This window comes from Bradyrhizobium guangzhouense, from assembly GCF_004114955.1.
In the GTDB taxonomy this organism is placed as follows: domain Bacteria; phylum Pseudomonadota; class Alphaproteobacteria; order Rhizobiales; family Xanthobacteraceae; genus Bradyrhizobium; species Bradyrhizobium guangzhouense.
In genome coordinates, this window is sequence record NZ_CP030053.1 from 1,746,330 (window position 1) to 1,771,175 (window position 24,846).

Consider the following 24,846-nt stretch of genomic DNA (forward strand, 5'->3'; position numbering starts at 1 on the left):
TCTAGCGAGCGGCCTTCGATGCAAGGTCGGAGATCGACTTCATCACCGCGTCCCGCACGCCGGCATCATAGAGCGAATGTCCGGCTTCTTCCACGATCCTGACCTCGGAACCCGGCCAAACCTTCGCCAGACCCGCGGATGTCTCGGGCGGGCACAACAGATCGTAGCGCCCCTGCACGATAATGCCGGGAATGCCGGCCAGCCTGCCTGCGTTCCGCAACAACTGGTCTTCGCTCATGAAGGAATCGTTGATGAAATAATGCGCCTCCATGAACGGCGTCGCCGGCAGGGTGCGCCAGACGTTGAGCGAGGCGAGATCAAGTCGCGTCTTGGCCGCCTTGTGCTCCGACAGGGCGCGCTCGGTATCATGCCACGCGCGCGAAGCGGGCCCGTGCACGGCGGGATCCGCATCGAGAATGCGGCGATAATAGGCTTCCACTGGTCGCGCACGCTCTTGCGGCGGCAGCACACTCAAGAAGTCCTCGTGCAGCGCTGGATAGAACTGCGCCAGGCGCGAGGTGAAGGCTGTCGCGACCTCCGCTTGCGTGCCCAGAAACGTCGCACGCAATGCGATGCCGGAGACGCGCTCGGGATGGGCTTCTGCATAAGCCAGCGCCAGCGTCGCGCCCCAGGAGCCGCCCGCGACGATCCAGCGGTCGAAGCCGCACTTCTCGCGGATCTTCTCCATGTCGGCGATCAGGTGCGCCGTCGTGTTGTGCTCGCGCGAGCCCTTCGGGCGGCTGCGGCCGCAGCCGCGCTGGTCGAACAGCACGGCGTGCATGCGCTCGGGATCGAACAGCCGGCGATGATCGGGCTGACAGCCGGAGCCCGGCCCGCCATGCAGATAGATCGCGGGAATGCCGTCAGCGCGGCCGACGGTTTCGACATAGAGCTCATGGCCGTCACCGACGTCGAGCATGCCTGACGTCAGCGGCGCAAAGGGATCGGCGCCTCTGGCGGCCGCGTCAGGCATCATTCCCCGATTCCAGGGTGCCGCCGGCGAAGTTGCGGTAGAGGAAGCGGCTGGTGTCGCCCTCGGCCTCGCGCTCGGCCTGCTTGAAGATGGTCTCGTGCAGCGGCGATAGCGCACAGGCCGGGTCGGTGTTGGCGGCATCGCCGGTCAGCGCAAAGGCCTGGCAGCGGCAGCCGCCGAAATCGATCTCGCGGAATTCGCAAGATTTGCACGGCTCCTTCATCCAGCCGGTGCCGCGATAGCGGTTGAAGGCCTCCGAGTTCTGCCAGATCCAGGCGATCGAATGGTTGGAGCGCACCGACAGGAAATCGAGCCCGGTGATGCTCTCGGCGGCATGGCAGGGCAGCACCTTGCCGGCAGGCGAGATGTTGAAGAATTGCCGGCCCCAGCCGCCCATGCATTTCTTCGGCCGCAGCGCGTAATAATCGGGGACGACGTAGTCGATGGCGAGCGTGCCCTTGAGCCGCTCGCGCGCCTCCTCGACGAGGCGGGTGCATTCATCGAGCTGTGCCACCGTCGGCATCAGCGCGGCGCGGTTTTTCAAGGCCCAGCCGTAATACTGGACGTTGGCGACCTCGAGCCGGTCGGCATCGAGATCGACGGACATCTGGATGATCTCGGGGAGCTGATGCAAATTCTGCCGGTGCATCACCGCGTTCACGGTGAGCGGCAGATCCAGCTCGCGGGTCCATTTCGCGACTTCGAGCTTCTTGCGGTGGCCCCCCTTGTAGCCGGCGACGCGATCGGCGAGGCCTTCCTCGATGCCCTGGAACGAGATCTGGACATGGCAAAGCCCTGCATCGGCGAGCTCGCCGAGCTTCTCGCGCGTCAGCAGCACGGCCGAGGTGATCAGGTTGGTGTAGAGGCCGACGTCGCTGGCATGCTTGACCAGCTCGACCAGGTCTTTCCGCGCAGTCGGCTCGCCGCCGGAGAAATGCACCTGCAGCACGCCGATCTCGGCGAGCTCGCTCAAGACCCTCTTCCATTCGTCCGTGGTCAGCTCCTTGCCCGAGCGGTCGAGCTCGACCGGGTTGGAGCAATACGGGCATTGCAGCGGGCAGCGATGGGTGATCTCGAGCAGCACCGCAAGGGGAATGCCGAACGTCTCCGCCGTCGAGCGGGTCTTCTCCAGCACGGCGAGGCTGTCGCTGGCGTCGGGCGGGGTGGTCGGGAGCACATCGCTCATGGCGTCTTCTCCCTGATTTCGGTGAGGAACCCCTTGTCGGCGAGATCCTGCAGCATGACGATGACGTCGGCGAGGATCGCTTCGCGCGGCGCGGCATATTTCGCCGCCAGTTGATCGGCGACATCGCCGACATTGCGCTCGCCGTCGCAGAGCTGCAAGACCTCGACGGCAATCTCGTCCGGCGCCAGCACCCGTTCCGGCGCCAGGATCACCCAGACCTTGCGCGTCTCGTCATATTTCAGCTTGGCATGCCGCGGCAGCACGGGGCGGCTTGCCTCGCTGACGCTGATGTTCCGCGGCCCGGCCATTGCTGTCCTCTCAACTCACCTTGGGCACGAACGCGCCCGGCGGAATGTTGCCCTCGACATAGGCGTGCTGGAGCGCATCGAGCTGAACCCACAGCACGTTGGTCTTGAAGATCAGCGCGTTGCACACAAGCGCGCGCTGCTCCGGCGTCGTGGCGTGCGCCTTGACATAGTCGAGCGCGAAGTTCGCATCCCGCGGCGCCTGCGTCAGGCGGCGCTTGAAGTAGCTCATGATGTCAGGATTGACGAAATCATAGTGCTCCAGCATGCCGGCGATGCGCTCTTCGTGCAGGTTCGGCGCGAACAATTCGGTGAGCGAGGAGGCGATCGCCTCCAGCGGGCTCTTTTCGCGGCAATAGTGGACATAAGCCTCGACCGCGAAGCGGGTTGCCGGCAGGATGCCTTCGGTGGATTCCACATAGGCGGTGTCGAGGCCGAGGCCTTCGGTCAGTTTCAGCCAGCGCTCGATGCCGCCCTCGGAGCCGACATCGCCGTCATGGTCCTCGATGCGGTGGCGCCATTCCAGGCGCGTGGCGCGGTCGCGGAAGCGCGAGATCACCACCGCGTCCTTGATCGGGATCGTGCTCTGGTAATAGTAGCGGTTCAGCGCCCAGGCCTGCACCTGGCCCTTGTTCAGCTTGCCGCCGTGCAGCAGCTTATGGAACGGATGCAGGCTGTGATAGCGCGTCGCACCGATATGGCGCAGCGTCGCCTCCAGCTCTTCCGCCGAGTTGAGCCTGATGTCCTTGCCGACAGAGAGCGCGGTCATTCCGGTCATGGATGCAGCAGTCACAGCACGATCTCCGTTCCGTCTGCGGGAATCTGCCAGCCCGCGGCCTCGGCCGTCTTGCGTTCAGGCGACGCAGGCAGCAGCGCCGGGTTCGAATTGTTGATGTGTAGAAATATCTTTCTGCCGATCGAGAGATCGGCGAGCCGCGCAATCGCGCCGTCGTCGCCGGACATCGCGACGTGGCCCATGCTCTTGCCGGTTTTGTGGCCGAGCCCGCGCTTGATCATCTCGTCGTCCTGCCAGACCGTGCCGTCGAAGAACACCAGCGCGGCACCGTCGATCTCGGCCTTCAGCGCCTCGGTGATTTCGGCGCAGGCGGCGATGAAGTAGAAGCACTTGCCGGTCGCTTTGTCGGTGATCTTCAGCCCCAGCGTATCGCCATCGCCGCTCTCGCCGCCCGGATGCGCCTTGCCTTCGAGATACCAGGCCGATTTGCCTGGCACCGCGAAGGGCCGCACCTCGAGCCCTGACCGTGCACCATCAGGAAATCGCGGCTCAAAGGGCTCGCCGATTCCGATCGGCTGGCGCTTGACGGTCTTCTCGTTCAGCACGTTGAAGATGCTGTTGCTGGCCAGGATCGCCAGCACCTTCTCATGCGCGTAAACCGTGAAGGGCGAGCCCTCGCGCATCGACAAGAGGCCCGCGACGGCATCGACTTCGCTGTTGGTCAGGATCACGCCGGCAACGGGCGTATGGCGCAGCGCGCCCGCCTTGGGATGCAGTTGCGGCGTGGCATTCAATTGCTGGCGCAGATCAGGGGAGGCGTTGATCAGGAACCAGTGCTCGCCGTCGCCGCTGAAGGCGACCGAGGCCTGGGTTCGACAAAGTTCTTGGCCGTTTTCACGGGCCGCCCGGCAGCCCTCACACCCGCAATTCCATTGCGGGACTCCGCCGCCGGCCCCGGCGCCCAGGACGACGACGCGAAGCATGATCCGTCTCCTGGAAGCAACGTCGCGAGGTGGATCCTCAGGATCAAAAGGACTTGGACGACACAGTTTCCAGCGGTCGGAAACCGATCGTGACCGAAAGACCCACCTGCGCAGAACGCAGACTCACCAACCGCTTATTTGCGGGTGGCGCTCACATACATGTTGATTTCCATGCCGCAGGGCACTTCGACGATCTTGGGGGCTTTCCAGGCCATTTTGGCTCTCCATTTTCGCGATTTCGGACGTGTCCGCCCGAGGTTAAATTACTGCGGGCGTAAAAGTTCGCCAGTGAAATTTTCCCGAGCGCAGTCATATTGCGCCGCGACAAACCCACGGGGAACAGTACTTTCTGGTGATACGGCCTTGCGTCTGGCGCATTCGGTCGCGAACCCTGTGCTGATAAAGCAGTTGTGAGTGCAGTGCAGCTTTCAATCCGGTACAGGCCGCTTTAGCTGGAATCTCGTGATGCCCAAATATTTCTTCAACACCCGTATCGGTGACGAACTGATCGTGGACCCCGATGGCGAGGATCTGCGCAATCCCGATCGCGCCTGGGAGGTCGCCCGCCAGATGATCCTGGAGGTGGTGAAATCCGAAGGCGCCCAGCCGGCCTTGCTCGAGGCGGTCATCGAGGTGACCGACGACGATGGCGAGATCGTGCTCGAATTCCCCTTCACCGAGGCGCTGCTGGACATCGAGGACGAGTCCGAGACAAGGCATTAGGGGCGTCCACCGCTCTTTCCCCTCGTCATTGCGAGGAGCTCTTGCTCCCTCCACGTCATTGCGAGCGTAGCGAAGCAATCCAGAGTGTCGCTGCGGAGGCAGTCTGGATTGCTTCGTCGCAAGGGCTCCTCGCAATGACGGAGGCGCGAGCCGGGATCAAACCCACCTTCCACCCTGCGAAATCCGCATGGCTTTGCCGCGATCCCGGCGCTAAAAGACGCCGGTCATACGGAGCAAGTCATGCAAGATCTCTGGCGCCTGTCGGCCGCCGACCTCGCTAGTCTCGTCAAATCCAGGAAGGTGTCCGCCAAAGAGGCCGCCAAGGCCGGCCTCGACCGCCTGGATGCCGTCAATCCCCGGCTCAACGCCGTGATCGACCACCGGCCCGAGGACGTGCTCAAGCAGGCCGATGCCGTCGATGCCGCCATCGCCAGGGGCGAGGACCCCGGCGTGCTCGCGGGCGTGCCCGTCACCATCAAGGCCAATGTCGACCAGGAAGGCTTTGCCACCACCAACGGCCTGAAGCTTCAGAAGGACCTGATCGCGCGCGAGGACAATCCGGTCGTCGCCAATTTCCGCAAATCCGGCGCCATTCTCCTTGGGCGCACCAATTGCCCGGCCTTTTCCTATCGCTGGTTCACCACCAACCTCGTCCATGGCGACACCAGGAACCCGCGCGATCCCTCGCTGACGCCGGGCGGCTCGTCCGGCGGCGCCGGCTCGGCGGTTGCATCAGGTATCGGCCATATCGCCCACGGCACCGATATCGCCGGCTCGATCCGCTATCCCGCCTATGCCTGCGGCGTGCACGGCCTGCGCCCGACCCTGGGTCGCATCCCCGCCTTCAATCCGGCGCTGCCCGAGCGCCCGATCGGCCCGCAGATCATGGCGGTGTCGGGACCGCTGGCCCGCACGGTGCATGATCTGCGTCTCTCGCTCGCCGCGATGTCCGCGCGCGACGCGCGCGATCCCTGGTACGTGCCGGTGCCGCTCGAAGGCCCGGCGCGCGAGAAGCGCGCCGCGCTCTGCCTCAACCCGGACGGCCTTGCCACCACGCCTGAGGTGAAGGCCGCCGTGACCGACGCTGGCAAGCGGCTGGAGCGCGCCGGGTGGACCGTCGATGTGATCGAGAACACGCCGCCGATGCGAAAGGCGGTCGAGTGGCAGATCAAGCTGTGGCTCGGCGACGGCTACGAGGCGCAGCTCGAAATGGCCGAGCGCGAGGGCGATCCCGGCGCGCTGGCCTGTCTGCGCGGTATCAGAGCCAGGGTCGTGCCGATGGACCAGGCGACTTACGCGAAGGCGCTGACCCGAAGAGCCACGCTGACCCGCGACTGGATGCTGTTCTTTGAAAAATATGCTGTGGTGCTGACGCCTGTTTCCGGCGAGCTGCCGTTCCCCGATCATCTCGATCGCAAGGACGCCGCATCCTTTGAGCGGGTCTGGGAAGCCCAGCTGCCGCAGATCGCCATTCCCTTCATGGGCCTGCCGGGCCTGGTGGTCTCCACGGGCCTCGTCGGCAAGACGCCTGTCGGCGTGCATATCGTCTCGGGCCGCTACCGCGAGGATCTCTGTCTGCTCGCCGGCGAAGCGATCGAGGCGGGCGGCGTGCCGGCCTCGCCGATCGATCCCGTGGGTTAGCGATGCCCGGGATTTACGACTTCAAGGCCAATTCCCTTGCCGGCGAGGAGGTGCCGATGCGCGCCTTCGAGGGGCAGGTGCTCCTGATCGTCAACACCGCGAGCAAATGCGGCTTCACGCCGCAATATCGCGGTCTGGAGGATTTGCATCGCGATCTGTCGCCACGCGGCTTCTCGGTGCTGGGCTTTCCCTGCAACCAGTTCGGCGCGCAGGAGCCGGGGCAGGCAAACGAAATCCAGGCGTTCTGCTCGACCAATTACGACGTGACCTTTCCGCTGTTCGAGAAGATCGACGTCAACGGCGCCAATGCGCATCCGTTGTATGAGTACCTGAAACGCCAGCAATCCGGCCTTCTCGGTGCCTCCATCAAATGGAATTTCACCAAATTCCTGGTGGACCGTGCCGGCCACGTGATCGCGCGCTACGCGCCGACCGCGCGGCCGGAAGGATTGCGGCAGAGAATCGAGACCCTGTTATGAGCGAGACTTCAATGAGCGATGAATTCCCGGACCGCCTGTCGGTCGACCCCAACAGCCCCTATTACAACGCCGACATCCTCCAGCGCGACGTCGGCATCCGCTTCAAGGGCATCGAGAAGACCAATGTCGAGGAGTACTGCATCAGCGAAGGCTGGGTCCGCGTCACCGCCGGCAACGCCAAGGATCGCCACGGCAACCCGCTGACCATCAAGGTGCACGGCCCGGTCGAGCCGTATTTCAGGGATAAGAAGTGACGGCGAAGCCGTCATTCCGGGGCTCGCGAAGCGAGAACCCGGAATCTCGAGATTCCGGGTCTGGTCCTTCGGACCATCCCGGAATGACGTGCTAACGAGCGAGAAAGCCCCCCATGTCCGTCCGCATCGTCGACGTCCGCGAGATCACCAAGCCGATCTCGTCCCCGATCCGCAACGCCTATATCGATTTCACCAAGATGACGACGAGCCTGGTCGCCGTCGTCACCGACGCGGTGGCGGACGGCAAGCGGGTCGTCGGCTACGGCTTCAATTCCAACGGCCGTTACGGGCAGGGCGGCCTGATCCGCGAGCGCTTTGCCCCGCGCATTCTCGAAGCCGATCCGAAATCGCTGCTCGACGCTGGCGGTGACAATCTCGACCCCGACAAGGTCTGGGGCGCGATGATGACCAACGAGAAGCCGGGCGGCCATGGCGAGCGCTCGGTCGCGGTCGGCACCATCGACATGGCGGTGTGGGATGCGGTGGCGAAGATCGCGGGCAAGCCGCTGTTCCGCCTGCTTGCCGAACGCCACGGCGTCACCGCCAATCCGCGCGTGTTCGTTTACGCCGCCGGCGGCTATTATTATCCCGGCAAGGATCTCTCGATGCTGCGGGCTGAGATGCGCGGCTACCTCGATCGCGGCTACAACGTCGTCAAGATGAAGATCGGCGGCGCTGACATCGACGAAGACCGCACCCGCATCGAGGCGGTGCTGAAGGAGATCGGCAAGGACGCACAGCTCGCCGTCGACGCCAACGGCCGCTTCAACCTCGAGACCGGCATCGCCTACGCCAAGATGCTGCGCGACTATCCGCTGTTCTGGTACGAGGAAGTCGGCGATCCCCTCGACTACGCGCTGCAGGCCGCGCTCGCCGAGTTCTATCCCGGCCCGATGGCGACAGGCGAGAATCTCTTCAGCCACCAGGATGCCCGCAACCTCATTCGCTACGGCGGCATGCGCCCCGATCGCGACTGGCTGCAATTCGACTGCGCGCTGTCCTACGGCCTGTGCGAATACCAGCGCACGCTGGAGGTCCTCAAGACCTACGGCTGGTCCCCCAGCCGCTGCATCCCGCACGGCGGCCACCAGATGTCGCTCAACATCGCCGCCGGCCTCGGTTTAGGCGGTAACGAAAGCTATCCCGACCTGTTCCAGCCCTATGGCGGCTTCCCCGACGGCGTCCGCGTCGAGAACGGCCACATCACCATGCCCGACCTTCCCGGCATCGGCTTCGAAGGCAAGTCCGATCTCTCCAAGGAGATGAAGGCGCTGGCGGAGTAGGACGCGCGTTGGTGCGCGGCAGCTGCGCCACGCACTCCGCTGTCATGCCCCGGCTTTGACCGGGGCATCCAGTACGCCGCGGCGGATGTGGAGAGAGCGAACTGTTCAACGCCGGCCTCTGGAATACTGGATCGCCCGGTCGAGCCGGGCGATGACACCGAGGTTGCGGTCGCAAACGGCGCTAGCCACCGTCGTCGTGTAACTACGACAGCCGCATGTCCAGCAGTCTGCGCCCTTCGCCCTTGAGCAGCTTCTTCACCGCGCCCGACGCCACCACCTCGCCGTCATTGGCATAGGCTTCGTGGTTCTTCTCGATGTCGTCGAGGCGGTAGAGATAGTTGACCATGACGCCGGCGGATTCGCGCAGGCCCTTGGGCGAGAGGTCTCCTAGCCAGTTGATGCGCTCCAGCCGCGCGCCGTTGCCGAGGTGGAAGCGGGCGACGGAATCGATCAGGCGGCCCTTCGGCGTGCGCGCCTTCAGGAAGTAATGGGCGGCGAGCGGTTCGATCAGGCTGCGCAGCTGCGCGGTGGTCTCCGGGTTCTCGTACCATTTGGGATCGTCCAGACGCCTGAGGATCTCGCGGTCCTCGTCCGACAGCGGCAACTCCTTGTCCTGCTTGATCCATGGCATGAAGCCCGGCACCGGCGACAGCGTCACGAAGGTGTCGAGCTTCGGCGTTTCGCGGCGCAGCTCCTCGACCACCTGCTTGATCAGGAAGCTGCCGAAGGAGATGCCGCCGAGGCCACGTTGGGTATTCGAGATCGAATAAAAGACGGCGGTGCGCGCCTTCTCGATCGGAAGATGCTGGCGATCGACCGCGAGCAGCGGCGCGATCGCGCCCGGAATCGTTTCGGTCAGCGCCACCTCGACGAAGATCAGGGGCTCGTCGACCATCGCCGGGTGGAAAAAGGCGTAGCAGCGGCGATCGACCGGATCGATGCGGCGGCGCAGATCGTCCCAGTCGCTGATCTCGTGCACGGCCTCATAGCGGATGATTTTTTCGAGGATGTTGGCCGGGGTCGACCAGTCAATCCGGCGCAGCACGAGAAACCCCCTGTTGAACCAAGACGAGAGAAGATGCGAAACGTCGCGGTCGAGCGCGGCGAGATCGGTGTGACCGTTCATCATGCCGAGCAGGTCGGCCCGCATGGCGACGAGATCGCCGGTGCCTCCGGGCGCGCGGTTGAGCCGGCGGATCAGTTCCTGCCGCCGCGGCTCCGAGGCGAAATGCAGCGCGCTCGCGTCCTCGTCATCAGGCTGGGCGCGCCACTTCTCGATCGCCTTGGACAAGCGCTCGCGGTCCGGGCCGAAATCGCGCACCAGCCCTTCGAAGAAGGCGCGGCGTCCGGCGGCATCCAACTCCTGGTAGATGTCGAGCACCTCACGCGCCATGGCGGTGCCGGAGGCTTCGCCCCGGCCCGACAGCAGCGCATCGCAGAGCGCGATCAGCCCGTCGGCATCCTGCTTGGCGTCAGTGGTATCCCCCCGGCGCAGCAGCGTACGGCCGCGCTCGGAAATCGTGGCGAGCAGGTCGGAGAAGAAGGCATTGGCCATCTGGGCTTTTCGAATCCGGGTTTGTGCGATGCGGAAGCTTACACGGGATTTAGGCGGAAGCCGATCACAATCAAGCAGGGGGATGCGGCATCTTTAGTTGGGCCGTGCGTTTTGGAGAATGGTGGCATGTCGAGTGAGGATTGAGTGGCGCCAGACCAACGCTGTCATGCCCCGGCTTGACCTGGCTTGACCGGGGCATCCAGTACGCCGCGCCTCTCGGTTCATTCACTGCCGTCGCGGAGTACTGGATCGCCCGGTCAAGCCGGGCGATGACACCGCGTGCGTGGCAAACTCCGTCGGCGTCCGTCCCGTCACCTGCCGGAATGCTGCGGAAAACGCCGGCACGCTGGCGTAACCGAGCTGCGTCGCGAGCTGCTTCACCGACACGCTCGCATCCGTCGACAGCCTCTGGATCGCCGCCGCGATCCTGGCGCGCTGGCACCAGCTCTTGAAGCTCAGCTGCGTCTCCGTCGAGAACAACCGCGACAGCGTGCGCGCCGACGTTCCAACCTCGCGCGCGAGCGCGTCGATGTCGTGCAGGCCGGTGGGATCGTCGAGCACGATCATTGCGGCGCGGCGGCAGCGCGGCTCGTGCGGCAACGGCACGAAGGTCGCGGAATCCTCGGCCTGGCGTAATTCCAGCATCACCAGGCGCACCAGCAGCTCGGTCCGCTCCTCGGTGTTGCGCGCGTCGAACAGCGCGAGGATCGCCTGATTGAGCAGCTGCGACACCCGCACCACGAACTCCCGGGTCAACCCTTCGGAGCGCTTTTCGCGCTTGAGCCAGGCGAGATCGAAATACAGCGTGCGCATCTCGATGTCGGCGAGCAGGTCGATGGCATGTTCGAGCCCGGCCGGCACCCAGACCGCGCGGTCCGGCGGCACCAGCCAGCGCCCGCCGGGCGTGTTCACCTGCATCGTACCTTTGGCGGCATAAATCAGCTGCGCTTCCCGGTGCATGTGCAGATCGATCCGCATCCCCTTGGGATAGTCGCGCGCGACCAGGTGCACACCCGCGGTGGAGCGGTGGTTGCCCTGGACCTCCCTGAGGATTGGCGTTTCCAAAATTGGCGTTTGCAAGACAGTCATTGGCAGCATCCCGTCATGGTGAGGACATATAACTCATTTCGGAGCAGGAGAGGATTCCGAATGAACAGCCCTGTCAGGGTCATCAGTTTCGTCAACGCGGGCCATTTCATCGACCATTATGCGATGCTCATTTTCGCGGCCGCCGTGATCATCATGGGGCCGGCGCTCGGCATGGCCTATTCGGAACTGCTTCCCTATGCGACCCCCGGCTTCATCGCCTTCGGCGCCGGCTCGCTGCTCACAGGCTGGCTGGGCGACCGCTGGAGCCGCCGTCACATGATGCTGATCTTCTTCGTCGGCATCGGCGCTTCCATGATTTCGGTCGGCTTCGTGCAGACGCCCGTGCAGCTCGGCGCGGCACTGCTCGCGATCGGCATCTTTGCCTCGATCTATCATCCCGTCGGCACGGCCATGATCGTGTCCTATGCCGAGCGGCTCGGCCGCGAGATGGGCATCAACGGTGTCTGGGGCAATCTCGGCGTTGCCTCCTCGGCACTGGTCACCGGCGTGATCGGCCAGTATCTCGGCTGGCGCTTTGCCTTCATCGTCCCCGGCATCGTCACCATCCTGATCGGCATCGCCTTTGCGATGCTGGTGGTGCATGAGGATCGCAAGGGCTCCAGGCAAGCGGCGGCGCAGGCGCGCGTCGCCAAGCAGGACATGTGGCGCGTGGTGCTGTCGCTGCTGATCGTGGTGATCGCGATCTCCACCACCTTCAATGCCGTCACCGTCGCGCTGCCGAAGCTGTTTGCCGAGCGGCTCGCCGACCTCACCAAGAGCCCGGCGCTGCTCGGGGTCATCGCCGCCTGCGTCTACGTGTTCGGTGCCATGACCCAGTACACGATCGGCCGCCTGCTCGACCGTTACTCGCTGAAGACGGTGGCGCTGCCGCTGTCCTTCATGCTGGCGCCGTTTCTGTATCTGGCTGCGAGCCTGTCGAACCTGCCGCTGATCCTGGTCTCGATCGGCATCGTCATGGGCGCGTTCGGCCAGGTCACGGTCAACGATGCCATGGTCGGCAAATACACCAGCGAGGAATGGCGCTCGCGCGCCTATGCGGTGCGCTACTTCATCGGCTTCACTGCGGCGGGCGCGTCGGTCGGCCTCGTCGCCTGGCTCTACGATCAGGGCGGCTTCGTCACCATGCTGCACGCCTTCGCCGCCCTGTGCCTGCTGGCGATCGCCGCCGCGATCATCCTGCCGCGCGAGATCCGGACGCCGCAGGTGCAGTCCGCCTGACGCCCTGCCTTGAGGCGCGTGCCTGCATCCCCATCGTCATTGCGAGCGCAGCGAAGCAATCTAGAATCTTTCCTCAGAGGTAGTCTGGATTGCTTCGTCGCAAGAGCTCCTCGCAATGACGGGGAGCAGGGAACCCGCTCCACCTCCCGCAAGTTCTATCCTCTGTAGCCCTGGCACCCGGGGCAGCCACGGGGGAAACATACCGCATGCAGTGGAGCCTGCTCCGACCGGCCGGCCTCGCCCCCGCGGCCCTCGTGCTCACCACCATGGCCGCCAGCGCTGAGGGCGGCAAATCGGCTGGCCCGTCCGAATTCCTGCTGGTGACGCAGATCGTGCTGCTGATCGCGGTAGGGCGGGGCCTTGGCGAGATCATGCAGCGGATCGGCCAGCCCTCGGTGATCGGCGAATTGCTCGCGGGCATTCTGCTCGGGCCGTCGCTGTTCGGCTGGATCTGGCCGGAGGCGCAGGCCGCGATCTTCCCGAAAATGCCCGAGCAGAAGGCGATGCTCGACGGCATCGCGCAAGTAGGCATCCTGCTGCTGTTGTTGCTCACCGGCATGGAGACCGACCTCAAGCTGGTCCGGAAGGTCGGCAAGGCCGCGATCGCGATCTCGATTGCCGGCATCCTCGTGCCCTTCGCCTGCGGCTTCGCGCTCGGCGAATACCTGCCCGATGCGCTGCTTCCGAAGCCCGAGCAGCGCCTCGTCGCCTCGCTGTTCATGGGCACGGCGCTGTCGATCTCGTCGGTGAAGATCGTCGCCGTGGTCGTGCGCGAGATGAACTTCATGCGCCGCAATGTCGGCCAGATCATCGTCGCGACCGCCGTGATCGACGACACCATCGGCTGGATCATCATCGCCGTCATCTTCAGCCTGGCCTCGCAGGGCACGCTGGACATCGCCTCGGTGGCGAAGGCCGTGCTGGGTACGCTCGTCTTCCTCGCGATCAGCTTCACCGTTGGTCGCCGCCTGGTGTTCCAGCTGATCCGATGGGCCAACGACAACCTCGTCAGTGCGGCCGCCGTGATCACCGTGATCCTGCTGCTGATGGGCGTGATGGCGCTGATCACGCATGCGATCGGCGTCCACACGGTGCTCGGGGCCTTCGTCGCCGGCATCCTGGTCGGGGAGTCGCCGATCCTGACCCGGCAGATCGACGAGCGGCTGCGCGGGTTGATCTCGAGCTTCTTCATGCCCGTGTTCTTCGGTCTCGCCGGCCTCAGCGCCGATCTCTCGGTGCTGCGCGATCCAACTCTCCTGATGCTCACGGCCCTCCTGGTCGTGATCGCCAGCGTCGGCAAGTTCGGCGGCGCGTTCGCCGGCGGCACGGTGGGCGGCCTGAGCACGCGGGAGTCGCTGGCGCTGGCGAGCGGAATGAATGCGCGCGGCTCGACCGAGGTCATCATTGCCACCATCGGCCTTTCCATCGGCGTGCTCAGCCAGAACCTGTTTACGATGATCGTCACGATGGCGATCGTGACCACGATGGCGATGCCGCCGATGCTGCGCGCGGCGCTCGCGAAACTGCCAATGAACAAGGAGGAGAAGGAGCGGCTGGAGCGGGAAGAATTCGAGAAGCGCGGTTTCGTCGCCAATCTCGAACGTCCCTTGCTTGCGGTCGACGAGAGCGTCACCGCGACCTTTGCCTCGCACATTGTCGGGTTGATCGCCGGCATGCGCGGCCTGCCGATCACCGTGCTGCATATCGGCAAGCGGGCCAGCGAGCAGCAGAAGGACCGCGACGCCGATAAGAGCCATGAAGCCGTGGTGAAGAAGGCGGCCGAGACCGTCTCCGCCGTCGGTGACGGCGATTCGGGCAGCATCGATGTCGTCACCCGCGCCAGGCGCGCCGAGCTCGGAGAGACCATCACCGAGGAGGCGCGCAAGGGCTTTGATCTTCTCGTCGTCGGCGTCGACAAGGTCGCCGCGGCCAAGGACCGCTTCGATCGCAGCATCGAGGACATCGCAGCAAAATTCGACGGACCGCTCGCGATCGTCGCTGCCAAGGGCAAGCATCTGAAGCAGCCGATGCCTGATGGCCTCAACATCCTCGTCCCCGTTTCCGGCAGCGGCGTCTCCAAGCGCGGCGCGGAGGTTGCCGTGGCGCTGACGCAGGCCGGATCAGGCTCGCTGCGGGTGATCTATGTGGCGACGACGCGAGACAAGGGCGCGCAGCGCGGCGCCTCTCGCGGCCTCGGTCAGGAAGCAGGCATCCTCAAGGACGCCAGCGATCTTGCCGCCCGCTACGATGTCGACATCACCACCACGCTGCGCGTCAACCGGTCGCCGGAGGCGGCGATCCTGCGCGAGATCGACACCACCGACGTCGACCTCGTCGTCATGGGCGTCGACCGCATCCAGGCCGATCATCTCTCCTTCGGCGGCGTTGCGGACGCCGTGCTCAGACAGTCGAAGGTCTCGGTGCTGCTGGTGTCGAGCGGCGAGGCGCGGCAGGCGTCGAGCGAGAAGGGGTAGCTCCGCCGTCATTGCGAGCGTAGCGACTTGTCCGCCGAAGCCTTAGCGAAGGCGGAAGCAATCCAGAATCTCTCCGCAGTTACAGTCTGGATTGCTTCGTCGCAAGGGCTCCTGCAATGACGGGGAGAGGCCGCCCATGATGACATTATGCACCTGTTTTGCCCGACGGCACAAGCAATTTTCTGTAAAAACGAAATTGCTCGCGCTTTTCAACCGCATCCCTACTGTGCATGGGGTTGTTTTCAGGACTTCACCTCCGCAGCGGCCACCGCCTTCGGCGCCTTCCGCTGCTCCAGCCAGTTTTCGAACCGCTGCACCACCACGAAGAAGGCCGGCACGAACAGCACGGCGAGGCAGGTCGAGGCCAGCATGCCCGAGAACACCGTGATGCCGATCGACTTGCGCGCGCTGGCGCCGGCGCCGGTCGCGATCACCAGCGGCACCACGCCGAGGATGAAGGCGAACGAGGTCATCAGGATCGGGCGGAAGCGGGCGCGCGCCGCCTCGATCGCGCTTTCCAGCACGGGCTTGCCGTCGCGGCCGTGCAGCTCGAGCCCGACCTCGACGATCAGGATCGCGTTCTTGGCCGACAGCGCGATCAGGAGGATCAGGCCGATCTGGCAATAGAGGTTGTTGTCGATCTTGAGGCCCGAGAGGATCAGCGTCGGCCCGAGCAGCGACAGCGGCACGGCGAGGATCACCGAGATCGGCGCGTACCAGCTCTCATACTGGCCGGCGAGCACGAGATAGACCAGCAGCATGGCAAGGCCGAACACCCAGTAGATCTGGTTGGAGACCGCCTTCTCCTGGTAGGACATCGCCGTCCATTCGTAGCCCGTGCCCGGCGGCAGCGTCTTGTCGGCGATCTCCTCCATCAGCTGCAGCGCCTGGCCCGACGAATAGCCCTGCGCCGGCAGGCCGACGCTGGTGGAGGACGGATAGAGATTGTAGAGGCTGATCAGCGAGGGTCCCGTCACCGGCGTGATGGTGGCGACGGTGCCGATCGGGATCATGTCGCCGTTCTGGTTGCGCACCTGCATGTTGGCGATGTCGCGCTCGGTGACGCGGAACGACGGATCGGCCTGCGTGTAGACCTGGAACACGCGGCCGAACTTGTTGAACTGGTTGACGAAGGACGAGCCGAGATAGGTCGACAGCGCCGAGAACACCGCATCCGTCGTCACGTGCAGGGTCTGGGTCTTGACGCGGTCGATCTCGACATTGAATTGCGGAACGGCCGAGCGGAACGAGGACGAGACACGCTGCAGCGCGCTCTGGCTCTGGGCGTTCGAGACCATCGCGGCGGTGATGGCCTGCAGCTTGGCGAAGTCGCTGTTGCCGTCGCGGAGCTCGACCTGCATCGAGAAGCCGGCCGCATTGCCGATGCCCTGGATCGGCGGCGGCGGCAGCACCAGCGTGCGCGCCTCCATGATGGTGGCGACCCTGTCGTTGAGGCCGTAGACCAGCGAGCGCAGATCCTCGCCTTTGCCGCGCGCGGACCAGTCCTTCAGGATGATGTAGGCGACGCCCGCATTGGCCAGGCTGGCGCTGTTGTCGAGCGCCGAGATGCCGGCGATGGTGATGACCTGCTGGACGCCGGGCGTGTCCTTGATGATGTCGGCGGCCCGGTCCAGCACCTTCTGGGTTCGCTCCAGCGAGGCGCCATCGGGGAGCTGCACGGCTGCGATCAGATAGCCCTGGTCCTCGATCGGCAGGAAGCCGGTCGGCACCCGTGACAGGCCGTAGCCGCTGAGCCCGATCACAACGAGCGCGAACGCGACGGAGAACGTCGCGTGCTTCACCAGGAACGTGATCAGCCGCGTGTAGCCCCGCTCGACCTTGTCATAGACGGCGTTGAAGCCGCGGTAGAAGAAGTTGCGCTGCTCCGGCGGCACCGCCGGCCGCAGCCACAGCGCGCATTGCGTCGGCTTCAAGGTTGCGGCGTTGATGGCGGATAGAAGCGCGGTCGCCGCGATCACCAGCGCGAATTGCGAATAGATCCGCCCGGTGAGGCCGGCGAGGAACGAGGCCGGCAGGAACACCGAGATCAGCACCAGGGTGATGCCGACGATCGGCGCGAACAGCTGGTCCATCGCCTTGATCGAGGCGTCGTGCCCGTTCATGCCCTGCTCGATATTGTGCGCCGCGCCTTCCACCACGACGATGGCGTCGTCGACGACGATGCCGATCGCCAGCACGATCGCAAACAGTGTCGACATGTTGATGGTGAAGCCGAGCGCCGCCATCGCGGCGAAGGCGCCGATGATGGTCACGGGCACCGTGGTCGCCGGCACCAGCATCGCGCGCCAGTCCTGCAGGAACACGAGGATCACGACCAGTACGAGGAGGCCCGCCTCGATCAGGGTCATGTAGACCTCATGGACCGAGGCGTTGACGAATTTCGTGGTGTCGAATGGCGTGTCGTACTTAATCCCCTCCGGAAAGCGCTTGGCGAGCTCGACCATCTTCTTCTCGACGGCCTGTTCGACTTGAAGCGCGTTGGCGCCGGGCGACTGGAACACGCCGATGCCGGTGGCAGGCTGCTTGTTGAGGGAGAAGATCTGGCTGTAGGTCTGCGCGCCGAGCTCGACCCAGCCGACGTCGCGCACGCGCGTGACGTCGCCGCTCGTGCCCGTCTTGACGATGATGTTCTCGAACTGCGTGGTGTCCTCGAGCCGGCCGTTGACGTTGAGCGTGTACTGGAACGCCTGTCCGGGCGGCGTCGGCGGCGCGCCGACCTGTCCGGCCGAGACCTGCTGGCTCTGCTGCTGGATCGCCTGGATGACGTCCTGCGGCACGAGCCCGCGCGCTTGCAGCTTGTTCGGATCGAGCCAGATCCGCATCGAATACTGGCCGGCGCCGAACACCGTCACGTTGCCGACGCCGGGCAGGCGGGATAGCTCGTCGCGGATGTTGATGGTGGCGTAGTTGCTCAGGTAAAGGCTGTCGAACCGGGAGTCCGGCGAGGTCAGCGTCACGAACAGCAGGATCGAGGTCGATTTCTTCTGGACGGTAACGCCCTGGTTCTGCACCGACTGCGGCAATTGCGACAGCGCGCTGGAGACGCGGTTCTGCACCAGCACCTGCGCGAAATTCAGATCGGTTCCGATCTTGAAGGTCACCGTCAGCGTGTAGGTGCCGTCGGATCCGCTGTAGGACTGCATGTAGAGCATGTCCTCGACGCCGTTGACCTGCTGCTCGATCGGCAGCGCGACGGTGTCGATCACGGTCTTGGCGCTGGCGCCGGGATAGCGCGTCGTCACCTGCACCGTCGGCGGCACCACATCGGGATATTGCGCGATCGCGAGGTTGAACAGCGCCACGCCGCCGATCAGGATCATCAGGACCGCGATGACGTTCGAGAGGACCGGCCGCTCGATGAAGAATTTTGAGATCATGGCCGGCGCTCCTACTTGGCAGACGCCTGCGGCTGCTCGATCTTGGTCAGTTGCGGGTCGATCTTCTGGCCCGGGATCACGCGCAGCAGCCCCGCAATGATCACGCGGTCGTCGGGCTGCAGGCCGCTCTCGATCACGCGCAGGCCATTGTCGGCGGGTCCGGTCTGCACCTTGCGCTGTTCGACGACGTTGTCCTTGTTGGCCACCAGCAGATAGCGGCCGCCCTGGTCGCTGCCGAGCGCGGTGTCGGGGACGAGCAGGGCGTTCTTGTCCTGGTCGAAGGGCACGCGGACCCGGACGAAATAGCCTGGGAGCAGCACCCGCTTGTCGTTGGGGACGACGCCGCGCACGGCGAGCGTGCCGGTCGAGGTGTTGAGGGTCGGCGCGACATAGTCGAGCCTGCCTTCATGCGGATATCCGGTCTCGGTCTGCAGGCCGACCTCGATCGGGAATTGCTTGAGGTCGGCGGCAGTCAGTCCGCGCCGCTGCGCCTCGGCGCGGATGCGCAGCACGTCCTGCTCGTTGACGGTGAAGTTGACCCAGATCGGGTCCATCGCAACGATGGTCGCAAGCTGCGTCGGGGAGGAGACGCCGACGAGCTCACCGATCGAGACCATATGCGCGCTGACGATGCCGTCGAACGGCGCGCTCACTTTGGTATAGCTGTAGTTGAGCTCGGCAATCCTGGTGTTGGCCTGGGCCTGCTGGAGGTTGGCCTGGGCGTTGTCGCGGGTCGACGTCGAGGTGTCCAGCGTCGCCTGCGAGACCGCCTGGCGCTGCACCAGATCGACCTGCCGCTTGTAGTCGGCCTCGGCCTGCCTGAGCGAGGCCTGCGCTCCGGCCTCGGCGGCCTGCGCCTGATCGAGCTTCAGCTTGTAGGTCTCGGGCTCGATCGTGAACAGCTGGGTGCCCTGCTTGACGAAGGTGCCGTCGGTGTAGTCGATGGTTTGCAGAAAACCTTGCACGCGCGCGACGAGATCGACGCTCTTGATCGGCGCGGTGTTGCCGGTGGCCTCGACATAGCGCGTCACCGAGCGCTGTATGGGTGTGGCGACGTCGACCTTCGGTGGCGGGGGCGCCACGAAAGTGTTCTTGTCCTCGCAGCCGGCCAGCGCCATCACGGCGACCGCGGCGGTCAGAGCCCGCCCGATATGCTTCCGCGCGCCGTGAAATTGTGCGGGATGGACGGAGTACGCTGAGGTCATTCGGTGGCCCCCGATGATTGTCTGTCGGTGCGGCAGGCTACCAACAATTGCCGGGCCGTGGAACACCATAGCCATGGCAGTCACGGCCCTTGCACTGCAAACATCGGCGTGCTGTCAGATGGCCTGAAAGACGAGATCGCGCCGACGAGCAAGCCGCGTGTTGCGATTGCAGTCGGCCCGGCGGGCGTCCGTAAATTCCGGTCCCGACAACCGCGCAATGGGGTCTTTGCGTCAAACTGACACAGCTCTGTCACTCGTGATCGCTAGGGTCGCGCCGTCACTCCTTCGGGGCAAGCAAAGATGAAATCCAAATTTTTGACGTCGGCTGCGATTTTCGCGGCCGCGACGACACTTGCGTGCAGCATTCCGGTGCTCGCCAACGATTTCGACCGGGACCATGATCACGACCTGTTTCACCGGCATCCGCATGACATGCATACGGAAACGCCGATCAAGCATCTCGTGATCATCTTCAACGAGAACCGCTCGTTCGACCATTATTTCGCGACCTATCCGAACGCGGCCAATCCGTCGGGCTCGATTGCCTTCGTGCCGAAGCCGCATACGCCGAAGGTCAACAACCTCGCCAACGCCAATCTCCTGGTGAACAACCCGAACAACAATCCGGCCAACGGCACCGGTGCAACCGATCCATTCCGGCTCGATCGCACTCAGGCCAATACGCGCTCGCAGAACCACGCCTATACGCCCGAGCAGCAGGCCGTCGACAACGGCAAGGACGATCTGTTTCCGAAATACACTGGTCGCGGCACTGCCGGCGGCGCCGGCGCGTTCGGCACCAACGGCCAGGTGATGGGCTATTTCGACGGCAACACCACCACGGCCCTCTGGAACTACGCCCAGCATTTCTCGATGAGCGACAATGCCTGGACCGACACCTTTGGGCCCTCGACGCCGGGTGCGCTTGAGGTGGTCTCGGGTCAGACCAACGGTGCCGTCAACATCGTCGGCACGACGTCGTCAATTGCCGACGGCCAGGGTGGCCTGACGCTGATCGGCGACACCGATCCGGCCTACGACTCCTGCTCGAGCACGACCAGCACCGTTCTGATGACCAGCAAGAACATCGGCGACCTGCTCAATGACGAGCACGTCAGCTGGGGCAGCTTCATGGGCGGCTTCGACCTGACGCTGAAGAACGCCAACGGCACGACCGGTTGCGCACGCAGCACCTTGTCGACCGTCGTGGGTGCCGCGACTGCGGACTATATCCCGCACCACGCCTGGTTCCAGTACTACAAGTCGACCGCCAACCCGACCCACGCCCGCCCGAGCTCGGTCCATGCGATCGGCCATACCTATGCTGCGGATCACAAAACTCTCGATCCGGCCAACCACGCCTACGATCTCGAGGACTTCTACGCCGCGGTGAAGGCGGGCCATCTTCCGGCCGTGTCCTATATCAAGATGCCGGCCTATCAGGACGGTCATGCCGGATATTCCGACCCGCTCGACGAGCAGGCCGGCAATGTCGAGCTGATCAACTTCCTGCAGAAGCAGCCGGAATGGCGCGAGACCGCCGTCATCATCACCTATGACGACTCCGACGGCTGGTACGACCACCAATACCTCGCGCCGAAGAGCGCCTCCTATGATCCGGCTGCCGATCAGGTCAACGGTCCGGGCCTGTGCGGCCTCGGCTCGGCCAAGCAGCCGGCACCGAATGGCCTCAACGGCAAGCCGGTGAACGGCCGCTGCGGTCCAGGCACCCGCATCCCCTTCATCGTGGTCTCGCCCTACGCCAAGACCAACCACGTGAGCCGCACTTACATCTCGCAGGCGTCCATCGTGCGGTTCATCGAGGACAACTGGCTGCACGGCAAGCGTCTGGGTGGCGGCGCGTTCGATGCGACCTCGGGATCGATCATGGACCTGTTCGACTTCGATCAGGATCATAGCCACGACTTCCGCACCGACGCGCTGTTCCTCGATCCGACCGCCGGCACGGTGATCGTCAGCCCGCCGGACGAACACCACCATCACTAGGACGTCATATGCACAGCCGCACTTTGTGGCTCCTTGGCGCCGGCCTGCTCTCGTTGGCCGGCGCTGTTTTTGCGGCCGAGACGCGAGGAGTGGCCGAGGCGACGCCGTCGGGGCTCAACCCGAACCCGGTTCATCTCTATCGCCCGCCTGTCGAGCCGCTCTCCGCGATGGCGCAGCTTGGCAAGGCGATCTTCTTCGACGCGTCGTTGTCCTCGTCAGGCGTGCTGTCCTGCGCATCCTGCCACAGTCCGGATCACGCCTACGGCCCGCCGAACGACGGCCCGGTGATGCTCGGCGGCGCCGACCTCTTGCGGCAAGGCGCGCGCGCCGTTCCGTCGCTGACCTATCTGGAGCGCCACCCGAATTTCAGCATCGGCCCTGAAAAAGCCGACGACGACAACGTTATGGATCTGGCGCAGATGGCGGCGCTCGGCCAGCAGGCCGTGCGCACGACCAAGACCGCGGGCGGCAGCGGTGCCTCGGCGAACATGGTGCCGCAAGGGGGGCTGTTCTGGGACGGTCGCGCCGACACGTTGCAAGACCAGGCGCTCTTCCCGTTGCTCGATCCCAACGAGATGGACGGCGGCAGTGCCGAGATCGTGGCGGGCAAGCTGCGCAGCGCGCCTTACGCCCAGCGTTTCGTCGAATTGTTCGGCGCCGGCGTGATGAGAAATCAGCGGCTTCTGATCGCCGAGGCGATGTTCGCGGTCGCGCGCTACCAGGTGGAAGAGGGGAGTTTCCATCCCTACAGCAGCAAGTATGATTATTGGCTTGAAGGCAAGGCGCGACTCTCCGAGAACGAGTTGCGCGGCCTGCAATTGTTCAACGATCCCGACAAGGCCAATTGCGCCGGTTGCCACACCTCGGCGCCGTCCCGCGATGGCTTGCCGCCGCTCTTCACCGATCACCAATACGAGGCGCTGGGCGCGCCACGCAATGCCGCGCTGGCCGGCAATGGGGATCCCGACTATTTCGACCTCGGCGTCTGCGGGCCGCATCGAACCGACATGACCGAACAGACGCAATATTGCGGCATGTTCCTGACGCCGACGCTCCGCAACACCGCGACGCGTCGCGCCTTCTTCCACAACGGCGTCTTCAAGACGCTCGAGCAGGTGCTCGACTTCTACAATTTCCGCGACACAAATCCGGAAAAGGTATTTCCGCGCGCGGCCGACGGCACGGCGCGGAAATTTGACGACCTGCCTGAAAAATATCACGCCAATGTCGATGTCACCGATCCGCCCTTCGATCGCCATCTCGGCGACAAGCCGGCGATGACGGAGCAGGACGAGGCCGACATCATCGCGTTCCTGAAAACGCTGACGGACGGGTACAGGGTGGAGAACTGACGCTCTCCGCTGACGCGAGCCCTACAATCCCGGTGATCTCGCTGCCCAGGCCTTGGTGGCCTGGCAGCTGTTCATCGCTCGGGCGTAGGCAGGACGTGCCGTGGTACGGGCGAGATAGTCCCGCTCGACAGGTCCGGGGACGTAGTTGCCCGTCCGCAGGCCGAGCAAGAGGGCGTAGCTCACTGAGATATCGGCAGCAGTGAAGCGGTCGCCGGCAAGATAGGGGCAATCTGCAAGGCGGCGGACGACCAATCCCAGCCGGCTCTCGAAGGTTTCGGCTGCCCAGCGGGTCACCCGGGCATTTCGCTCGGCTTCGGGCGCCAGGTTGCGACCGATCAAGACTGTATTCATCGGCCCGGCAAGCCCCGCCTCACCCAAATGGAGAAATTGCAGATAGGAAGCGAAGGCGGGATCATCAGGGGCAACGGCAAGCGAACCTGAACCGTGGCGGGCGAGCAGATATTCAAGAATCGCGATCGATTCGACCATGACCGTCTCGCCGTCCTGCAGCGCGGGAATGAAGCCGGCAGGGTTGATCGCAAGGAAATCGCGATCGTTCTCGACGGCGAACAGATCAACCGGGCGCAGCCGATAGGCCATTCCTAGTTCCTCGAGCAACCAAACCACGCGGAAGCCACGACCTTCGCCATAGACGGTGAGCATAGTTAAGCGTTCCTGGATTGGGCTGCTTTATGGGTGCGCAACCTAGCGCGGCCTGATCTCCGCATATTTCACCATCGCCTTGTCGAACTTCCGCTTGAACAGCCACATCGCGCCCAAGATCTCGCGGAAGCTGGCCGAGCTTCGCGCCCGGTCGACCTTGCCGAAGGCGAAGATGCTGTTGTTGCGCAAGTGCTTCATGATGGTGGGATTGGACACCCTGTAGTTCAACAGGTCGCCCGACTTCAGTGCGGACCGCGTCGGCGTCGGGATGATCTGGATCAGCTCGAACAGCTTCATCTGCTCGATCGGATCGGGCAGCGTCTTCACGATCGCAGGGATCTCGGCAAACAGTTCCGCATGCGCGTTCATGAGGCCGTCGCGCACGTTGGTCCAGTGATTGAAACGGCGGTCGGTTCCGCGGGACCGCGCCTCTTCCTTGTCGTCGCGCGCGTTCAATGCGGGATCGGCGGCCGCGATCGTGCCCTTGATCGCCTCCCATTTGCGCTGGCCGTTGCGGTCTTCGGACGGGCCGGTCTGCAGGCTGCCCATATAGGTGTTCGAGCGTGCGTTGCGGACGTTCTGCTTGCCGTTCGTTTCGGCATAGAAGAGCCCCAGGCTGATGCGGCCCGCGGCCTCGGCGTCAGCAGGTGCAAGCCCTTTGGCGCGCGCAATCGCGGCTCCGAGATCGACGACGTCCTTGAACGGTGTCGGCGAATTCTGTGCGCTCGCGGGCGGTGCCTCCATGATCTCGAAGACATCAGCGTATTCGTCGACCAGCGGCTCGATCGCGGCGTCGAAATAGGCCGGTGGGATCCCGAATTTGTTCGGCCTGCCGATCCGCGACGGCATGGCGTCGGTCAGATCCTTGTAGGTGCTGATGACGGCGACGCGCGCGAGATAGAGCGCCTGGCCCGGCAGGTTCGGCAGCTTCTGCTTCGCCTCGATCTGGTTGCGCCGCTCGGCCAGGATCGACTTGAAATCGCCGAGCGCGTGCTCGTAGGCGGCGAGCGCGTCGGACTGCGCCGGCGTCGGTGCGCCTTGTCCCCGAGCGGGCGTCATAAGCAACAGGGCCAGCGCCGCAGCGGCGGCATAACATCGTGTTTGCATCGCGGGGTTCCCGGGACTGCCGATTCGGCTGTTGTGGAGATCGTAAGCCTCAAGGATGCGGGCTGGCGAGGGGCAGCTGGTGGATGGCCGGCCGGTGAGTAGGGCGCCGGATGAGCCCGTTTCGAACTTGCAGGAAACAACCGGGACCCGCCTTTCACTTGACGCCTTTACGATTCGGTAGCGCCCGGCCTGCA

21 protein-coding genes are annotated in these 24,846 nt (G+C 64.6%); 9 read left to right on the forward strand and 12 right to left on the reverse strand.

All coding sequences use genetic code 11. The features are described from left to right. Position 1 precedes the first annotated feature (1 nt). The 6 genes from pip to pqqA form a co-directional block, all read right to left on the reverse strand. Entirely contained in the window at positions 2 to 976 is a 975-nt protein-coding gene (gene pip, locus XH91_RS08410) for a prolyl aminopeptidase (RefSeq protein WP_128950152.1), read from the reverse strand. After that, a complete protein-coding gene (pqqE, locus tag XH91_RS08415) occupies positions 966 to 2,159 on the reverse strand; it encodes a pyrroloquinoline quinone biosynthesis protein PqqE (protein WP_128950153.1) in 1,194 nt (397 codons plus the stop codon). The genes pip and pqqE overlap by 11 nt, the downstream gene beginning before the upstream one ends. Further along, the gene (gene pqqD, locus XH91_RS08420; protein WP_128950154.1) at positions 2,156 to 2,467 is read right to left on the reverse strand and encodes a pyrroloquinoline quinone biosynthesis peptide chaperone PqqD; all 312 of its coding nucleotides are present in this window, start codon (positions 2,465 to 2,467) and stop codon (positions 2,156 to 2,158) included. The genes pqqE and pqqD overlap by 4 nt, the downstream gene beginning before the upstream one ends. A gap of 10 nt (positions 2,468 to 2,477) precedes the next feature. Continuing rightward, on the reverse strand, positions 2,478 to 3,233 hold the full coding sequence (gene pqqC / locus XH91_RS08425) for a pyrroloquinoline-quinone synthase PqqC (protein ID WP_430644529.1): 756 nt from the start codon (positions 3,231 to 3,233) through the stop codon (positions 2,478 to 2,480). Positions 3,234 to 3,253: 20 nt separating this feature from the next. After that, positions 3,254 to 4,183, reverse strand: coding sequence for a pyrroloquinoline quinone biosynthesis protein PqqB (pqqB, locus tag XH91_RS08430; RefSeq protein WP_128950156.1), 930 nt, complete (start codon positions 4,181 to 4,183; stop codon positions 3,254 to 3,256). Between the two features lie 134 nt (positions 4,184 to 4,317). Beyond that, on the reverse strand, positions 4,318 to 4,398 hold the full coding sequence (gene pqqA, locus XH91_RS08435; protein ID WP_007595659.1) for a pyrroloquinoline quinone precursor peptide PqqA: 81 nt from the start codon (positions 4,396 to 4,398) through the stop codon (positions 4,318 to 4,320). 250 nt (positions 4,399 to 4,648) lie between these two features. Here pqqA and XH91_RS08440 point away from each other — a divergent pair, with 250 nt between their 5' ends. From XH91_RS08440 to tarD, 5 genes are all read left to right on the forward strand, one after another. Next, a complete protein-coding gene (locus XH91_RS08440) occupies positions 4,649 to 4,906 on the forward strand; it encodes a DUF6894 family protein (protein ID WP_164934132.1) in 258 nt (85 codons plus the stop codon). Between the two features lie 240 nt (positions 4,907 to 5,146). After that, on the forward strand, positions 5,147 to 6,547 hold the full coding sequence (locus XH91_RS08445; protein WP_128950157.1) for an amidase family protein: 1,401 nt from the start codon (positions 5,147 to 5,149) through the stop codon (positions 6,545 to 6,547). A gap of 2 nt (positions 6,548 to 6,549) precedes the next feature. Continuing rightward, positions 6,550 to 7,026, forward strand: a complete 477-nt coding sequence (locus XH91_RS08450) for a glutathione peroxidase (RefSeq protein WP_128950158.1) — start codon at positions 6,550 to 6,552, stop codon at positions 7,024 to 7,026. Further along, positions 7,023 to 7,280 (forward strand): DUF3297 family protein, encoded by a 258-nt coding sequence (locus tag XH91_RS08455; RefSeq protein WP_128950159.1) that lies wholly within the window; start codon positions 7,023 to 7,025, stop codon positions 7,278 to 7,280. The genes XH91_RS08450 and XH91_RS08455 overlap by 4 nt, the downstream gene beginning before the upstream one ends. A 113-nt stretch (positions 7,281 to 7,393) precedes the next feature. After that, positions 7,394 to 8,563, forward strand: a complete 1,170-nt coding sequence (gene tarD / locus XH91_RS08460) for a D(-)-tartrate dehydratase (protein WP_128950160.1) — start codon at positions 7,394 to 7,396, stop codon at positions 8,561 to 8,563. Positions 8,564 to 8,765: 202 nt separating this feature from the next. Here the strand turns inward: tarD and XH91_RS08465 are convergent, their stop codons facing one another. After that, the gene (locus XH91_RS08465) at positions 8,766 to 10,118 is read right to left on the reverse strand and encodes a malonyl-CoA decarboxylase (RefSeq protein ID WP_128950161.1); all 1,353 of its coding nucleotides are present in this window, start codon (positions 10,116 to 10,118) and stop codon (positions 8,766 to 8,768) included. Positions 10,119 to 10,343: 225 nt separating this feature from the next. After that, positions 10,344 to 11,216: an AraC family transcriptional regulator gene (locus XH91_RS08470; RefSeq protein ID WP_128950162.1), complete on the reverse strand. Its 873-nt coding sequence runs from the start codon at positions 11,214 to 11,216 to the stop codon at positions 10,344 to 10,346. Between the two features lie 51 nt (positions 11,217 to 11,267). Here XH91_RS08470 and XH91_RS08475 point away from each other — a divergent pair, with 51 nt between their 5' ends. Together XH91_RS08475 and XH91_RS08480 are read left to right on the forward strand one after the other, a co-directional pair. Further along, positions 11,268 to 12,446, forward strand: a complete 1,179-nt coding sequence (locus tag XH91_RS08475) for an MFS transporter (protein WP_128950163.1) — start codon at positions 11,268 to 11,270, stop codon at positions 12,444 to 12,446. Positions 12,447 to 12,652: 206 nt separating this feature from the next. Next, the gene (locus XH91_RS08480) at positions 12,653 to 14,920 is read left to right on the forward strand and encodes a cation:proton antiporter domain-containing protein (protein ID WP_128950164.1); all 2,268 of its coding nucleotides are present in this window, start codon (positions 12,653 to 12,655) and stop codon (positions 14,918 to 14,920) included. A 242-nt stretch (positions 14,921 to 15,162) separates the two neighbouring features. On the opposite strand, the gene XH91_RS08485 is transcribed toward XH91_RS08480, so the two are convergent. Beyond that, positions 15,163 to 18,318, reverse strand: coding sequence for an efflux RND transporter permease subunit (locus XH91_RS08485; RefSeq protein WP_128950165.1), 3,156 nt, complete (start codon positions 18,316 to 18,318; stop codon positions 15,163 to 15,165). Between the two features lie 11 nt (positions 18,319 to 18,329). Then, on the reverse strand, positions 18,330 to 19,523 hold the full coding sequence (locus tag XH91_RS08490; protein ID WP_164934134.1) for an efflux RND transporter periplasmic adaptor subunit: 1,194 nt from the start codon (positions 19,521 to 19,523) through the stop codon (positions 18,330 to 18,332). Positions 19,524 to 19,823: 300 nt separating this feature from the next. Between XH91_RS08490 and XH91_RS08495 the strand changes: the two genes are divergently transcribed. Both XH91_RS08495 and XH91_RS08500 read left to right on the forward strand, forming a co-directional pair. Then, the gene (locus XH91_RS08495) at positions 19,824 to 21,530 is read left to right on the forward strand and encodes a phospholipase C (protein ID WP_128950166.1); all 1,707 of its coding nucleotides are present in this window, start codon (positions 19,824 to 19,826) and stop codon (positions 21,528 to 21,530) included. A gap of 8 nt (positions 21,531 to 21,538) precedes the next feature. Continuing rightward, positions 21,539 to 22,882: a cytochrome-c peroxidase gene (locus XH91_RS08500; RefSeq protein WP_128950167.1), complete on the forward strand. Its 1,344-nt coding sequence runs from the start codon at positions 21,539 to 21,541 to the stop codon at positions 22,880 to 22,882. Positions 22,883 to 22,903: 21 nt separating this feature from the next. Here the strand turns inward: XH91_RS08500 and XH91_RS08505 are convergent, their stop codons facing one another. Then, positions 22,904 to 23,545 carry a glutathione S-transferase family protein gene (locus XH91_RS08505; RefSeq protein ID WP_128950168.1) on the reverse strand — a complete coding sequence of 214 codons (642 nt, stop codon included), beginning with the start codon at positions 23,543 to 23,545 and terminating at the stop codon, positions 22,904 to 22,906. Between the two features lie 42 nt (positions 23,546 to 23,587). After that, complete coding sequence (locus XH91_RS08510) at positions 23,588 to 24,652, reverse strand: hypothetical protein (RefSeq protein WP_128950169.1); 1,065 nt, start codon at positions 24,650 to 24,652, stop codon at positions 23,588 to 23,590. Positions 24,653 to 24,846 lie beyond the last annotated feature (194 nt).

Coding starts and splice junctions, on each gene's coding strand:
- tarD (WP_128950160.1), top strand. CDS start 7,394: ATGTCCGTCCGCATCGTCGACGTCCGCGAGATCACCAAGCCGATCTCG.
- pqqA (WP_007595659.1), bottom strand. CDS start 4,398: ATGGCCTGGAAAGCCCCCAAGATCGTCGAAGTGCCCTGCGGCATGGAA.
- pqqB (WP_128950156.1), bottom strand. CDS start 4,183: ATGCTTCGCGTCGTCGTCCTGGGCGCCGGGGCCGGCGGCGGAGTCCCG.
- pqqE (WP_128950153.1), bottom strand. CDS start 2,159: ATGAGCGATGTGCTCCCGACCACCCCGCCCGACGCCAGCGACAGCCTC.
- XH91_RS08490 (WP_164934134.1), bottom strand. CDS start 19,523: ATGACCTCAGCGTACTCCGTCCATCCCGCACAATTTCACGGCGCGCGG.
- XH91_RS08500 (WP_128950167.1), top strand. CDS start 21,539: ATGCACAGCCGCACTTTGTGGCTCCTTGGCGCCGGCCTGCTCTCGTTG.
- pqqD (WP_128950154.1), bottom strand. CDS start 2,467: ATGGCCGGGCCGCGGAACATCAGCGTCAGCGAGGCAAGCCGCCCCGTG.
- XH91_RS08445 (WP_128950157.1), top strand. CDS start 5,147: ATGCAAGATCTCTGGCGCCTGTCGGCCGCCGACCTCGCTAGTCTCGTC.
- pqqC (WP_430644529.1), bottom strand. CDS start 3,233: ATGACCGCGCTCTCTGTCGGCAAGGACATCAGGCTCAACTCGGCGGAA.
- XH91_RS08440 (WP_164934132.1), top strand. CDS start 4,649: ATGCCCAAATATTTCTTCAACACCCGTATCGGTGACGAACTGATCGTG.
- XH91_RS08455 (WP_128950159.1), top strand. CDS start 7,023: ATGAGCGAGACTTCAATGAGCGATGAATTCCCGGACCGCCTGTCGGTC.
- XH91_RS08510 (WP_128950169.1), bottom strand. CDS start 24,652: ATGCAAACACGATGTTATGCCGCCGCTGCGGCGCTGGCCCTGTTGCTT.
- pip (WP_128950152.1), bottom strand. CDS start 976: ATGATGCCTGACGCGGCCGCCAGAGGCGCCGATCCCTTTGCGCCGCTG.
- XH91_RS08470 (WP_128950162.1), bottom strand. CDS start 11,216: ATGCTGCCAATGACTGTCTTGCAAACGCCAATTTTGGAAACGCCAATC.
- XH91_RS08485 (WP_128950165.1), bottom strand. CDS start 18,318: ATGATCTCAAAATTCTTCATCGAGCGGCCGGTCCTCTCGAACGTCATC.
- XH91_RS08450 (WP_128950158.1), top strand. CDS start 6,550: ATGCCCGGGATTTACGACTTCAAGGCCAATTCCCTTGCCGGCGAGGAG.
- XH91_RS08495 (WP_128950166.1), top strand. CDS start 19,824: ATGAAATCCAAATTTTTGACGTCGGCTGCGATTTTCGCGGCCGCGACG.
- XH91_RS08480 (WP_128950164.1), top strand. CDS start 12,653: ATGCAGTGGAGCCTGCTCCGACCGGCCGGCCTCGCCCCCGCGGCCCTC.
- XH91_RS08465 (WP_128950161.1), bottom strand. CDS start 10,118: ATGGCCAATGCCTTCTTCTCCGACCTGCTCGCCACGATTTCCGAGCGC.
- XH91_RS08475 (WP_128950163.1), top strand. CDS start 11,268: ATGAACAGCCCTGTCAGGGTCATCAGTTTCGTCAACGCGGGCCATTTC.
- XH91_RS08505 (WP_128950168.1), bottom strand. CDS start 23,545: ATGCTCACCGTCTATGGCGAAGGTCGTGGCTTCCGCGTGGTTTGGTTG.